At 55.0% G+C, this 14306-nt stretch carries 11 protein-coding genes; 1 reads left to right on the plus strand and 10 read right to left on the minus strand.

The window, feature by feature from the left end; genetic code table 11:
• Positions 1-118 precede the first annotated feature (118 nt).
• Positions 119-1291 carry a M20 family metallopeptidase gene (locus AAFN83_RS16745; protein WP_347771394.1) on the plus strand — a complete coding sequence of 391 codons (1173 nt, stop codon included), beginning with the start codon at positions 119-121 and terminating at the stop codon, positions 1289-1291.
• A gap of 89 nt (positions 1292-1380) precedes the next feature.
• On the opposite strand, the gene AAFN83_RS16750 is transcribed toward AAFN83_RS16745, so the two are convergent.
• The 10 genes from AAFN83_RS16750 to alaS form a co-directional block, all read right to left on the minus strand.
• Positions 1381-3540 (minus strand): methyl-accepting chemotaxis protein, encoded by a 2160-nt coding sequence (locus AAFN83_RS16750; RefSeq protein WP_347771396.1) that lies wholly within the window; start codon positions 3538-3540, stop codon positions 1381-1383.
• Positions 3541-3859: 319 nt separating this feature from the next.
• Positions 3860-6016 carry a methyl-accepting chemotaxis protein gene (locus AAFN83_RS16755; protein ID WP_347771398.1) on the minus strand — a complete coding sequence of 719 codons (2157 nt, stop codon included), beginning with the start codon at positions 6014-6016 and terminating at the stop codon, positions 3860-3862.
• A 200-nt stretch (positions 6017-6216) separates the two neighbouring features.
• The gene (locus AAFN83_RS16760; RefSeq protein WP_347771400.1) at positions 6217-7476 is read right to left on the minus strand and encodes a peptidase U32 family protein; all 1260 of its coding nucleotides are present in this window, start codon (positions 7474-7476) and stop codon (positions 6217-6219) included.
• 23 nt (positions 7477-7499) lie between these two features.
• Positions 7500-8429 (minus strand): peptidase U32 family protein, encoded by a 930-nt coding sequence (locus tag AAFN83_RS16765; protein WP_347771402.1) that lies wholly within the window; start codon positions 8427-8429, stop codon positions 7500-7502.
• Between the two features lie 152 nt (positions 8430-8581).
• On the minus strand, positions 8582-9661 hold the full coding sequence (gene mltG, locus AAFN83_RS16770) for an endolytic transglycosylase MltG (protein WP_347771404.1): 1080 nt from the start codon (positions 9659-9661) through the stop codon (positions 8582-8584).
• A gap of 209 nt (positions 9662-9870) precedes the next feature.
• Positions 9871-10179, minus strand: a complete 309-nt coding sequence (locus AAFN83_RS16775; RefSeq protein WP_347771405.1) for a DUF1292 domain-containing protein — start codon at positions 10177-10179, stop codon at positions 9871-9873.
• Positions 10176-10505: a DUF1292 domain-containing protein gene (locus tag AAFN83_RS16780; protein WP_347771407.1), complete on the minus strand. Its 330-nt coding sequence runs from the start codon at positions 10503-10505 to the stop codon at positions 10176-10178. Before AAFN83_RS16780 ends, AAFN83_RS16775 begins: the two co-directional genes overlap by 4 nt.
• Before the next feature lie 8 nt (positions 10506-10513).
• On the minus strand, positions 10514-10930 hold the full coding sequence (gene ruvX, locus AAFN83_RS16785; protein WP_347771409.1) for a Holliday junction resolvase RuvX: 417 nt from the start codon (positions 10928-10930) through the stop codon (positions 10514-10516).
• Position 10931: 1 nt separating this feature from the next.
• Positions 10932-11195, minus strand: a complete 264-nt coding sequence (locus AAFN83_RS16790; RefSeq protein WP_347771411.1) for an IreB family regulatory phosphoprotein — start codon at positions 11193-11195, stop codon at positions 10932-10934.
• 214 nt (positions 11196-11409) lie between these two features.
• Entirely contained in the window at positions 11410-14049 is a 2640-nt protein-coding gene (alaS, locus tag AAFN83_RS16795; RefSeq protein WP_347771413.1) for an alanine--tRNA ligase, read from the minus strand.
• Positions 14050-14306 lie beyond the last annotated feature (257 nt).

Consider the following 14306-nt stretch of genomic DNA (forward strand, 5'->3'; position numbering starts at 1 on the left):
ATACATTTCCTTTACATAGAAATCCATATTGCTGGAAATGCAAATCGCCCGATCGCTTGCCGTGAAAATCCCAGAAGGTATAATGAGGGAAGTCCAGAAAAAGGGGAGTTTCTCACCGATGAAAAACCGAATCGAACAAGCCATCGAGAGCCGGATGGATCTGCTCACCGACACCGCCCTCTACATCGGCCAGCATCCCGAGCTGGGCCATGAGGAGGTCCTCGCTTCCACCCGCTTGAAGCAGGAATTCGAGCAAGCCGGGTTTCAGGTAGAAGCCGCTCCGCTCGACATTCCCACCGCTTTTGTGGCGACGCTTGCCTCCGGGAAGCCGGGACCGGTTGTCGCGCTATTGTGCGAATACGACGCTTTACCCGAAGTGGGACATGCCTGCGGTCATCACCTGATCTCCGGGATGAGCCTGGGGGCTGCGCTCGGGCTTGCCTCTGTCCTCCAAGAAACGGGAGGGACGCTGCGCGTCTATGGAACGCCTGCCGAGGAAACAATGGGGGCCAAGGTGGATATGGCGAATGCCGACCTATTCCGTGATGTCGACGTCGCCCTGATGGCGCACCCTTATCATTCCCATGTCAAATCCGGCCATTCGCTTGCCATGGATGCGCTGCGTTTTACTTTCCACGGCAAAGCCGCTCATGCCGCTGCGAGCCCGCACGAAGGGATCAACGCCCTGGATGCCGTGCTGCTTCTCTTCTCCTCGATCTCCATGCTTCGCCAACAGCTGCCGGATCATGTGCGCATTCACGGCATCATCTCCGACGGCGGCAAAGCGCCGAATATCATTCCGGAGCGAGCGGAGGCCGAATTCTACATTCGTTCCGCTCATCGTCCGATTACCGACGAAGTCGTGAACAAGGTGAAGCGCTGCGCCGAAGGAGCAGCCCTTCAAACCGGCTGCACCGTCGAAGTATCGAACTACGAATACTCGTACGACGAGCTTATTACGAATGAGACGCTGTCCGACCTCTTCACAAGCAACTTGCATGCACTCGGCGTGGGAGAACACCTCTTGTCGGCAGGCAAGGACAACGGCTCGCTCGACCTCGGCAATGTATCCCGGCAATGTCCGACCATCCACCCTTACATCAAGGTAACCGAGGACCCATACTTGCTCCACACGGCGGAATTCCGGGACGCCGCCATGCTTCCTCGGGCCATGGAAGGCATGAAGCTCGGAGCCAAAGCCCTCGCCTGGACAGCCTATGATGTGCTGACTCAGCCCGAGCTCTTGGCACGAGTGAAGGCTGAGTTTCAGGCTGCCGTCGCCGTTCGCTAAGCCTGTTTGTCGCAACGAAAAAAGCCTTCTGGGAGCAGAAGGCTTTTTTCGTTCCCTTCATCAACACGATCTTTCGCCGCGCAACAACTCTACTCTACGCGGAAGCGAGTCAAGTTTTCCTGCAGGTTGCGAGATAACCCTTCCAGCTGTTCCGCCAAACGAGCCAGCCCTTCGCTCACGCCAAGCTGCTCGTTGCTGAGGGAAGCCACTTCCTCGGACGTCGCCGAGGATTCTTCCGAAACGGCACTCACGTTCGTCATCGCTTCGGTCAGGTCCTGTTGACTGTCCTGCAGAGCATGAATGGACAGCGTCACCTCGCTGAGCTGAGCAGAGAAGCCCTCCATGCGGAGATTGACGCTTTGGAAGATTTCGTCCACTTCCTTCACCGACTCGATCTGTTCCTGATACATCGGGTAAGCTTCCTGAAGAACATCCACCGTCTCTTCGATTTCCTGTTGGATGACATCCGTTATTTCCGCGACAAAGCCGATGTTCTCCTTCGACTGTTCGGCAAGCTTGCGGATCTCATCCGCCACAACCATAAAGCCCTTACCGGCCGCACCCGCACGCGCTGCTTCAATCGTAGCATTAAGGGAGAGAATGTTCGTCTGTTTGGTCATCGAACCGAGCAGCTCAAGAATCTTCCGAATGGAGGCGGTGCTTTCCTTCAGGTTGGCGACCTTGTCCACCATCGTACGAGTCATTTCCTCGGTGGTTCGCGTCTTGTTGGTCAATTCGCCCATATGGCGAATCCCCACGGAGCTGGACTCCTGTACCGCTTGCGCGGCGGTACCCATCTGTTCGCTTGCCGAGGCAGCCTGTTGCATCCGATCGCCGATGATCGTGGTCAGGTTGCTGCCTCGTTCCGCTTCCACCGCCAAGCTCGATGCGCCGTTCGCGATCTCCTCTGTCGCGATGGCGATCTCCTTGGCTGATGTTGTGGTCTGCTTGGCTGCGCCGAGTACCTCCTCGGCTGAGGCCTGCACCTCAGCTGCGGATTTGGTCGCTTCCACGACCAAATGCTTGATCTGGGCCATCATTTGATGGAAGCTGCGGCCAAGGCGGCCGATCTCATCCTTGCCCTTGTACGTCCATTGATCGGCTGCCGTAAGGTCGCCGTGCTCTGCCCGATGCATCAGCCGGCTCAAGCTGCGCACCGGCTTGCCAATCTGCCGGGCAACAAGAATGCCGACCCCAATGGCAACAAGAGTCGCGACACCAATGGACAGCCAGGTAACATTGCGAATGGTTTCCGTATCGCCCACCAGCTCTTTCACCGGAACGGTAGTCAGAATCGTCCAACTGCTGCCCGAAACTTGCCGGTAAGCAATCAGATTCTCCACTCCTCCGATCTCGGCGATGCGGCTGACCACCTCACTGGAGGCCGCTGCCTGCTCTTCCTCCGTTAAGATCAGAGAGCCCTTCTTACCGACCTGATCATAAACCTCGGAATAAATAATGGTGCCTTCCTCGTTCAACACGACGCTCTTGCCCGTCTTCCCGACCTGAATGTGGGTGATGTAGCTGGCAAGCGACGAGAGCGGGATTTCAAAGAGAAGAACTTGTCCATTATCGTCGATCGAAGACAGCGTCAACTGGCGGGCCAGACCGACAGAAGGCTTCGATACCGATTTGGTGTAGCCCTTTTCCACAGCATCTAGCCACAACGTCTTGCCGCTCTCTTCCAGCGTCTTCGTAAACCAGTCTTCCTTGCGATAGTCCTTCTCCTCCGGCAAAGCTTCAAACCCGTTCGTGCTCACCGGGGTTATCGCTGTAGTGGGAAGGATATGAATGGCGGCAATTTCACTGACACTGTTCAGCTTGATGGCATCCAGCTTCTTGTCAATGGCCTCCAGCGTTTTGTCCGCATCTCCGGTGCCGCGGCCGGTGGCTTGCAGCTTCCAGTCTGCCAGGATGGACAGCATATCAGGGTCCTTCACAACCTTCAACGATTCACTGTCAAAAATCTTTAACCCGAGCTGCAGCTTCTCTGCGGCTTGATTGACACTCTGCTTCATCGACAGCTCGGCGTTGTTCTTGATGATTTTTTTGGAGCTTGTATACGAATACCAACCTACCGAGCTCACCATGATCAGAATAGCCGAAAAGAAGATCAGGAACAGCTTAAGGCCAACCGATTGGAACATAGAGGTGCGAAGTTCTTGCCGATCTTCGATAGTAAGCGCTTTCTTTACTTTCGATTCTTTTTTTTCTTTTATTGTCTTTTTTGGCTCTTTTCTCTTCTTCACTTGATTAGCCCTCCCCATTAACTGATTCCGTTTTTGTTAGGTTTTTTTAGTCTCGCGAAGCGGGGCTCACCTCTCTCAACCGATTATATGCTTTACAATTTCGACAAAATGCCTTTCTCTCCTGCCATTATGCTCCTTAATAGCGAAAAAATCCACCTGTTTTTTATCCTTGTGTTCATAGATTATTCAAAACTCGACAAGCAAATAACAAAATTTTGTTATTAATTATTTTATGTTATCAATAACAATGGTAGGATAAAAAAGAAACCGATCGCATCGGATTGATCTCCGATGCGATCGGCTTATCGAGCGGAAGCGATTAGAATTTAAACTGCTTCAGGCTGTCTTGGAGCCCACGTGACAGGCTTTCCAGGTTTTCGGCCAGTCGGGTCAAGCCTTCGCTTACACCCAGTTGCTCATTGCTGAGCGAGGCCACCTCTTCGGAGGTAGCAGACGATTCTTCCGACACGGCGCTGACATTCGTCATCGCTTCGGTCAGATCACGCTGGCTTGCATCCAGCACATGGATCGAGTCTGTCACCTGATTAAGCTGATTCACGAAGCTCATCATATGCAGGTTGACGCTCTTGAAGATCTCATCTGTATCCTTCACGGATTGAATCTGTTCTTGGAAGAGCGGATAAGCCTCGACCAGAACATTCACCGTCTCGTCAATCTCGGTTTGGATCGTGTCCGTAATTTCAGCGACAAATCCAATGTTAGCCTTCGATTGCTCAGCCAGCTTGCGAATCTCGTCGGCGACCACCATGAAGCCTTTGCCTGCTGTCCCGGCGCGTGCTGCTTCGATCGTGGCGTTCAAGGACAGGATGTTCGTCTGTTTGGTCATGTTGCCCAGAACATCGAGGATCTTGCGGATCGAAGCCGTGCTGTCCTTCAGCTTCTCTACCTTCTCGACCATCGCCCGTGCCATCTCTTCGGTCGAGCTGGTTTTGGCAGTCAGCTCGTTCATGTAGACCATCCCTTGCTCACTCGAGCGCTGGATGTCGCCTGCGGCAGCTCCCATCTGCATGTTCGATTCGACGGCATGCTTCATCTTGTCGCCGATCACATGCGTAAGGTTGTTGCCCCGCTCTGCCTCAACCGCGAGACTGGATGCGCCGTTCGCAATCTCTTCGGTCGCGATCGCGATTTCCTTGGCGGAGGTTGTGGTTTGCTTGGATGCGCTCAACAGCTCTCCCGCCGTCGTAAGCACTTGCTCGGCAGAACGGTTGGTCTGGTCAACCAGGCGCGTAATCTGCTCCATCATCTGATTGAAGCTCACGCCGACCTGACCGATTTCATCCTTGCCCTTGAAGGCCGCTCGTACCGTCAGATCTCCGCTTTCTCCCCGCTGCATCAAATTGCGCAGCTTGCGAAGAGGCTTGCCGATCATATTCGCCACGAGGAACCCGACTCCGATTGCTACAAGTGCAGCGACGATAACCGAAATCCACATTACGTTCTGAATGGCCTTTGTATCCTTGAGGAGCTCTGCCACAGGAATCAAGGTTACGATCGACCAGTTGGTCTCTCCCATCCTCTTGTAGACAACCAGTTGCTTGCTTCCATCCACCTTGAGTTCCTTACTCATGGCCATCTCTTGAGCAGCGTTGAAATCATCCGCTGTCAAGGTGACGGGAGAATCCTGGCCAACCTTGGCGCGATCATCGGAGTAAATAATCTTGCCGCTGTCGCTCACGATATAGGTAGCGCTGCTCGTATCCGTGGATATGTGCGTCAAGTAATCCGCAAGTGACGTTAGCGGAATTTCGAAGAGCAGGACTTGATCCCGGTCGCCCGTGCTCGTAATGGTCAATTGACGAGCCATGCCGATGGCAGGCGCTTTGGAGACACTGGAGAAGCCGTTGGCGGCCGTATCCACCCAGACGACCTTCCCGTTCGCCTCAATGGCTCTCTTGAACCATTCTTCCTCCCGGTAGTCCTTCGCCCCGTTAGCCGTTTGGAAGGATGTCGTACTGATGGGCATGATCCCTTGGGGGATCGGTAAAATATGAATGCTTCCAATCCCGGTGTTCCCGAACGTAATGCTCGACAATTTCTTCGTAATGCTCTGAACGGCTGTCAATTGATCATACAGCGAGTCGTCGCTCTGATTGGTGGAAGCTCTTTTCCAGCCGGCGAGCGCAGAACTCATGTCGCTGTCCGCGATGATTTTCATGGATTCGCTCTCGAACATTCCAAGACCGAGCTCCAGCTTGTCCCCTACCTGGGTGATCGTGCCTTTGGTCGCTTCATCCACCTTGTTTTGAATGATGGTCTTGGACTGGCTATAGGAATACAAGCCTACCCCAAGAACGAGCACGAAGATCGCGCAGAAAAAGGCGAGAAACAACTGAATGCCGACGGAACGAGCCGGGTTGACACGGACCTGTTTTACTCTTGCTGTAAGCGCTTTCGTTCCCTTCCCTGCTTTCGCAATCCATTTCCCCTCTGTCTTTGGTTTTTTCGAATTCATCTACCCCACCATCCCACTTCATAGTCCTTTCTGGATTGCTTCAAAATGAAGCCAACGACTCAACGCTGACGTCCATTTGAACTTATGTACCTATCATGTGATTTCGACAAACTTCAAGCACTTCCTTCTTCAAAACGTTTCGATCTGAGATTTTTCCCCAAGATGGGACAAAAGCCCCGTAAGGGGCTTTTGTAGACATTCTATTTGTTTTTCTTGCGCATGATATCGAATCGGCGAACCTCCCGGTCCACTTTCATTCGGATCTTTTGCAGCGGATGCCGAGCCGCATCGAGGGAATTGCCCTCTTCATCCGTTAGTTCTCCTGCTCGCTGCTGGAAGAACAGTCCGCCCGGACCAAAGAATTCGATCTCCTGTCCCGGCTTGAAGTGATTTCTCTGCTCGATCAGGGCGATCCCGGTTTCGGCATCATAATCGAGCACTAATCCCGCGAAATCATAGGGAACCGCTTTGTCCTCCGGCGTATAGATGTGATCCTCATGCCCCGGTTCATCGAAGTAGAAGCCGGTGTTTACCGGACGGTTGGCCGCTTTGGAGATTTCCTCGACCAGGCGGGGGTCGGTTTGGTAGCCCTCCGGGTCCGCCAAGTAAGCGTCGATGGCTTGACGGTAGACATTCACGACCGTAGCAACATAGTGAATGCTCCGCATGCGTCCTTCAATCTTGAAGCTGTCGATGCCGGAACGAACCAGCTCCGGAATATGCTCCAGCATCCAGAGGTCCTTCGCCCCCATCGCAAACGGATTGTCGCCTTCCTCGAACAACGCCTGCTCGCCCTCATACAAGTCGTACTTCCAGCGGCAGGATTGGCAGCAGCCCCCGCGGTTGGAGTCCCGTCCGGTAAAGTGATTTGACAGCACACAGCGGCCCGAAAAGGAGCTGCACATCGCCCCATGGATGAAGGTTTCAATCTCGATGTCAACGTGAGACTTGATCTCGGCGATCTCCTCAAAGCTCGTCTCCCGCGCGAGCACAACGCGGTCCGCTCCTTCTTCCTTCCAATACTGAACGGCTCTCCAGTTGAGAGTAGACTGCTGGGTGCTCAGGTGAACCTCCAGCTTCGGAGCTGCGCGGCGGCAGGTTTCGATAATCATCGGGTCCGCCACAATGATGGCCGAAATGCCAGCGTCCTCTAATCCCCGGAGGTATTCCTCAACCCCTGCGATATCCTCGTTATGGGCAATGATGTTGGTGGTGACAAAGATACGCGCTCCGTAAGGACGTGCAAATTCGACCGCCTCCCGCATATCCTCCAGTGAAAAATTATCGGCGTTCGATCGCAGACCGTACTGCTGCCCCCCGATATAGACGGCATCCGCTCCATACCGGACAGCGAACTTCAGCTTCTCCAAATTTCCGGCCGGGGCCAGTAGCTCCGGCTTATGCAGCTTGGCCAAGGCGGGGCTGCTTGTAGGCATGCCTGCGGTTTTGTTCGTGGTCATGATCTCCCTCCTTCTTCTCTTCTTCAATACACTTGCTGCTTATACAGAAAGCCGAAGCTCAACCGCCGATGATCCGGCTGAATCTCCTCCAGCTCTTCGAGCCATTCATCGCGGTACCAATCGACAGGGTTTTGCGCATAGGCATCGATTGCCTGTCGATAGATCGCGACGACCTTTTCCCGATAGGAGATCGATTGAAGCAGACCTTCGACATAGAAGCTGTCGATACCGGCTTCCATCAGGTCTTCCAGGTTATCCAGGTAGCAGAGGTCGTCCGAGCTCATGATATGCGTCCCGTTCGCATCCTCGAAGACAGGGAACCGTTCATCGGGTCGCTCCGCCTCGATTAGCTCCAGCCCTCGCTCCTGCCCGTAGGCTTCCGTAGACAAGCGGCGGCCTTGATGCTCCCGGTACAGCTCCACCAGCGGCCGCTTCGAGTGATAGATGTTGGTCATTCCATGTACTTGCACCTGCACCTCCAGGGCGCAGCTGCGCTTGAGCTCCAGAAGCTCCTCCAGATTCAGCTCGCGCGCCGCAAACACGCGAACGGCTCCCCGGCGCCCCCAGTAGTTGGCAGTCTCGTAGTTCGTTGACATCGTCTCGCCATGCCAATGCAAGGGCAGGGCGACCCCCGCTTCCTTCAACGCAGGAAGTAGAGCAGGATCTCCAAAGGCCAGGGCGTCCGCACCCGCTTCCGCAACCTGACGCACATAGTCGGGCAATTCATCGGCAATGTCATTTGTAAAGAGAGCGTTCGCGATCACGTACAGTTTGGCCCCCTGCTCATGAGCAAGTTTAGCCGCCTGTGCAAGCTCAGAGACGCTTAGGTTACCCGGAAGCCGCATGCCATAACGCTCTTCTCCGACAGCAATCGCATCGGCCCCTGCCGCAAGAAGCCGACTCACTTCCTCCAGACTTCCCGCCGCCGTAACCAGCTCCGGTTTCTTCGCCATCCTCGTTTCCTCCTTTTATGCAAACCAAAACGGACATCTCTTTTGGAAAAAAGACATATCTTCTACTATAACAAATGTCACACTTTGATGCTACCAACCGGTAAACAGGAAAAAACCGCCTGCGCCGGAACGGTCAGACGGTTTAAGCTCTCTTATTTCGTTGCGCCTTGCTTGCTCTTCTCGATGTTCTTCAGATGCTCTGCATACGTCTTGGCAAACAGATGCTCGCGGGTGCCATCCTTCTTGGTGACGTAGAAGAGGTACTCCGATTCCTTCGGCTCAAGGGCCGCCTGGATCGAGGCCAGCCCCGGCGATGCAATCGGCCCGGGTGGAAGTCCCTTGGTTTTGTAGGTATTGTAGGGACTTTCGATTTGAAGGTCCTTCTCAAACAGTCGATCCTTCGTTTCGCCGAGGGCGTACTGCACGGTCGCATCGATTTCAAGCCTCATGTCCGCCTTCAGCCGGTTGTAGATGACACCGGCGATCAGCGGGCGTTCGGCCGGAACGGCAGCTTCCTTTTCCACCAGAGAAGCGAGCGTCAGCAGCTGATGAAGGGTAAGCCCACTCGCCTTTAGCTTGCCGTCGAAATCAGGAATCGCAGCCAGCCGATCCGTTAGCTCCTTCGTCATCCGCTCGAGAATCTCAGCTGAGGTGCTCCCTTTGACCATCTCATAGGTTTCCGGGAACAGGTAGCCCTCCAGCGGGTAGGCCAGCTCGTCACCGGTCACGGCCGCACCTTCGGGAAGAGAGAGCGTTACCGAGCCCGGCTTGTCCTGAAGAGCAAGAAACTCCTTCTCGGTCGTGTAGCCGGATTCCGCCAGTTTGGCCGCGATCTGCTTCACCGTATAGCCTTCCGGGATCGTAAAGCGAATCATCTCCGCCTTCACAGTGTCGCCGCTGTTCAGCTTGGCGATGATCTCATCGAGCGTAGCGCCGGGAGCGACATCATACGTTCCAGCCTGAAAACGACTTCCTTCCTCCTTGTACTTCAAGTAGGCCGTAAACAGCAGCTTGTTGCGAATGAGGCCCTTTTCCTCCAGAAGCTGTGCGATGCGAACCGTTCCCGTTCCGGATGGTATCTCCAGACGAACGGCTTCTCCGGCCTCTGTAGGTTGAAGGCCGTTCCATACGTAATACAGTCCACCACCGGCTAGAAGAAGAAGGAACAAGAGCAATGCGAGAAAAATGCGAAGCACGCGCCGACCTCGCCGCGGCTTGGGTTTTGTAGCCATACCATTCCTCCAGGTCAAGTCTGTCCTACTTTGCGTTATATACAAGAAAAGAGCGGCCTCCGCCGCTCTCTACCGGAGCGTGAACTCCGCCCCTGAATCAACCAACGAATACGACTGAAGATCAGGTTTGCAAACACGCTCTAGAGCGTGTTTGCAAACCAATGAAAAGGTCGACATGCTCATTGTTAGCGTTTGCGTAAAAGAGGGCGTCAATCTTCAAATGAAACCGACATCTCGTCGTAAAGCTCCGCGATGGTCTCCCATTCTTCATCGTCCTCTACGGTCTCCAGAGACAGGCTTCCGTCCTCGTTCTGAACGAGTCGGAATACCTCAATCTCGTCCGCCTTGCGCATCGGTTCGTCCTGCACGATCGCATAGGAGGAGCCTCCCGCCGTAAATTCATCCAATAGACGATAAATTCGGGTATGACCGTCCGGATCCTCCAGCTCAAGCTCCTCGCCAAAGGCCTCTCGAACGAGGTGAAGGCGCTGGACATCTTCCACGCGCAGGTCGGTCATTGGTTCTCCTCTTCCTCCAGCTCCGCCATCAGCGTATTAAAGGTTTCCTCCACGATGTCCCATTCCTGCTCATCGTCGATGGTAAACAGCTTGAGATCGTCGCCGTCTTCTTCATAGCGGAAGGCGTAGACTTCCTCCGATTCTTCGTCATCGGCGGCATCCACAGGCACGACCATCATGTACTGACGATCGGAGCCGTCGACTTCAAACTTCATGATGACTTCAAATTCTTCTTCATTGCCGTCTTCATCCGGAATGTAGATGATCTCCGGCTCTTCCATGTTTTCTCCGGCGGGGCCTGCGTTCTTCAGGTCGTTGTTGTCCATCGGAAACGTCACCTCTTTGTCTTGGAATCAAGAAAGCCTTGCAAAATCAATTGCGCAGCCATCTTGTCGATGACCCCTTTGCGCTTTTTGCGGCTTACGTCCGCTTCTATTAATGTACGCTGTGCGGCGACCGTAGTCAATCGTTCATCCCACAGATGAACCGGAAGGCCAAACCATTCCGCCAGCTGATCTGCAAATTCGCGGCTCGCTTCTCCGCGCGGACCGATCGTGCCGTTCATGTTTTTCGGCATGCCAACCACGATCTCATCCATGGTGTATTCGCGGATCAACTCCGCCAGCCGAGTCCGGTCGTCCTCCCGGCTTTTACGCCGGATGACTTCAACGCCTTGGGCCGTCCAGCCCAACTCGTCGCTCACAGCTACACCAATGGTTTTATCCCCATAATCCAAACCCATTATGCGCACGTTATTCCTTCTCCTGCTTCAGATAAGATCGGACCAATTCCTCAATCAGCTCGTCCCTCTCCCGCTTGCGGATCAGGGTACGGGCATTGTTATGGCGCGGGATGTAGGCGGGATCGCCCGACAGCAAATACCCGACAATTTGATTGATCGGATTGTATCCTTTTTCTTGAAGAGCTTCGTATACCGATAGTAACACTTCCCGAGGAGAAGTTTCGTCAGCATCCGCCTTCACATTGAATTTCATCGTTTTGTCCATGGAGCTCATCACCGGCACCTCCCGGAGTAAGAATATCATCAGACAAAGAAAGGACCCTCTTGTCTATATTAAAGCATATCTTTCCGTTATATCCATAAGAACCTGGCCTTATTCATGAAAAATGGGCCATTTTCCCAAAGAAATTCTCTTGGGTCATACACGAGAAAGGGGCCGGCGGAACGGCCAACAATCAGATCCGCCGGCTTCTCCTTCCACATCGAGCTTAGGCTTGCACCGCTGCTTGGGCAGCAATCGTCTCTTCCGCTTTCTTCAGAGCGTCCGGCAGCTTCGAAGCATCCTTGCCCCCGGCTTGTGCCATGTCCGGACGCCCGCCGCCGCCGCCGCCGCATACAGCAGCTGCTTCCTTGATGATCTTGCCGGCGTGGAAGCCCTTGGCCGTCAGGTCAGGTGTAACCAGCGTCACGAGGTTGACCTTGTCGGCGCTGCCTGCTCCCAGCACAAGAATGCCGGAGCCGAGCTTCGCCTTCAACTGATCGGCCAGCGTGCGCAGCGCATCCATATCCGGAGCGTCGACGCGAGCGGCGAGCACCGAAATCCCGGCGATCTCCTTCACTTGGTCGGTCAGAGAGCCCGCTTCGGCGCTCATCAGTTTCGCCTTAAGCGATTCGTTCTCGCGGCCAAGCTCGCGGAGTTGCCCTTGTAGCCCTTCGACGCGCTTCGGCACATCCTGTACGCCTGCTTTTAGCAAGGCAGCCGCTTGATCAAGCAAGCTCAGCTGATCTTCCATGTACCCATAAGCGTGACGGCCGGTAACGGCTTCGATCCGGCGCACTCCGGAGCCGATGCCTCCTTCGCTTACAATCTTGAACAGGCCGATCTCCGCCGTCGAGACGACGTGGCAGCCGCCGCACAGCTCGAGGCTGTAGTCACCGATGCGTACGACGCGCACGACATCGCCATACTTCTCGCCGAAGAGCGCCATGGCGCCCATGGCCTTCGCTTCGTCGATGGCCTTTTGCGAGATGTCGAGCACGGTGTTCGTCCACACTTGGCGGTTCACGCGCTCTTCAATGTCCTTCAGCTCTTCGGCGGTCAAGCTGCCAAAGTGCGAGAAGTCGAAGCGCAGCCGCTCCGGTGCCACGAGGGATCCGGCTTGGTTAACATGATCGCCCAGCACTTCCTTCAGCGCCTTGTGCAGAAGGTGGGTTGCGGTGTGGTTCTTCACGATATCCTTGCGGCTCGTTTGATCCACTTCCGCGGTTACCGTTGCGCCGACGCTCAGGGTGCCGCTCGTTACTTTCACGGACATGACGTGCTGGCCGTTCGGTGCTTTGCTGACATCCGTCACAGCAGCGTTCACCACGTCGCTCTTCATCGTGCCGCGGTCGCTTACTTGGCCGCCGCTTTCCGCATAGAACGGCGTACGGTCCAGGATGACGGCGCATTCGTCGCCTTCCTCTGCCGTCTTCACCAGCTCGTTGTTCTTCACAATGGCGAGCACCTTCGCCTCGATCGTCCATTCCGTATAGCCGACAAATTGCGAGGCTTCGGTGTAATCGGTAAGCGGTCCGCCTTGTACCTTCATGCTCTCGGTTTCCTGACGAGCAGAGCGGGCGCGTTCCCGCTGCTCCGCCATCGCCTTGTCGAAGCCCTCGCGGTCGACGGTAAGCCCGTGCTCGGCAGCAAAATCTTCCGTCAGGTCAAACGGGAAGCCGTAGGTATCGTACAGCTTGAACGCCTCTTGACCGGAGATCGTCGCAAGCCCTTCCTTCTTCGCCTGTTCAGCCAGGTTGGAGAGCAGGACGAGGCCGTCGCTCAGCGTCTCGTGGAACCGTTCCTCTTCCCCGCGGATCACCTTGGTGATGAATTCTTGCTTGGTCACCACCTCGGTATAGTACACGCCCATGATGTCGGCAACTTTGCCGGTCAGCAGGTAGAGGAACGGCTTGTCCAAGCCGATGGTCTTCCCGAAGCGAACGGCACGGCGGAGCAGGCGGCGGATGATGTAGCCGCGGCCCTCGTTGGACGGCAGCACGCCGTCACCAACTGCAAAGGAAACGGAGCGGATATGGTCAGCAATCACCTTCAGGGCTACATCGGTCTTCACCGATTCGCCATAGCGCACCCCGGCGAGACGGCAGGTCTCCTCGATAATCGGCAGGAAGAGGTCCGTGTCGAAGTTGGAATCCACATCTTGAAGGACGGTTGCCAGGCGTTCCAGCCCTGCACCGGTATCGATGTTCTTGTTCGGAAGCGGCGTATAGCTGCCGTCCTTGTTGTGATTGAATTGGGAGAACACGAGGTTCCATACTTCGAGGAAGCGCTCGTTCTCCCCGCCAGGCCAGCATTCCGGGTCATTCAGATCGCCGTAGTGGTCGCCGCGATCGTAGAAGATTTCGGTGCAGGGACCGCAAGGGCCTTCGCCGATATCCCAGAAGTTGTCGCCGTCCAGCTTGTAAATCCGCTCTGCTGGAATGCCGATCACTTGATTCCACTGCGTGAAGGCTTCCTCGTCGTCCTTATAGACCGTAACCGAGAAGCGGTTCGGATCGAGGCCAAGCCATTTCGGGCTCGTCAGGAATTCCCATGCCCAGTTGATCGTCTCCACCTTGAAGTAGTCGCCGATCGAGAAGTTGCCGAGCATTTCGAAGAACGTGTGGTGACGGCGGGTTTTGCCGACGTTCTCGATGTCGTTGGTGCGAATGCACTTTTGCGCGTTCGCGATCCGCGGATTCTCCGGCTTCACGCGACCGTCGAAATACATCTTGAGCGGCGCCATACCCGCGTTGATCCACAGGAGAGACGGATCGTTATGCGGCACGAGCGGAGCGCTCGGCTCAATCTTGTGCCCTTTCTCAGCGAAGAAATCTACCCATTTTTGACGGATGACACTGGCTTTCATGGTGAATAATCCCCCTTGGCCTCATATCCTGCGGCCTGATTTGTGATAAAAAACAGAAAACGCCCCTGCTGATTAGCAGGGACGAATGATCGCGGTACCACCCTGGTTACTGAACCTGCCTCCTGACGAATCGTCAGGCATCGGGCCAGTCTCCTTGTTGTGGATGGTAACGGGTCCAACCGGTGAAGGCAATTCACACTCCAAAACTGGCACGGGCATTCTTCGCCGAAAAGCCTTCGCAGCCGATAAGGTTCTCT

Source organism: Gorillibacterium sp. CAU 1737, assembly GCF_039888655.1.
GTDB lineage: Bacteria > Bacillota > Bacilli > Paenibacillales > NBRC-103111 > Gorillibacterium.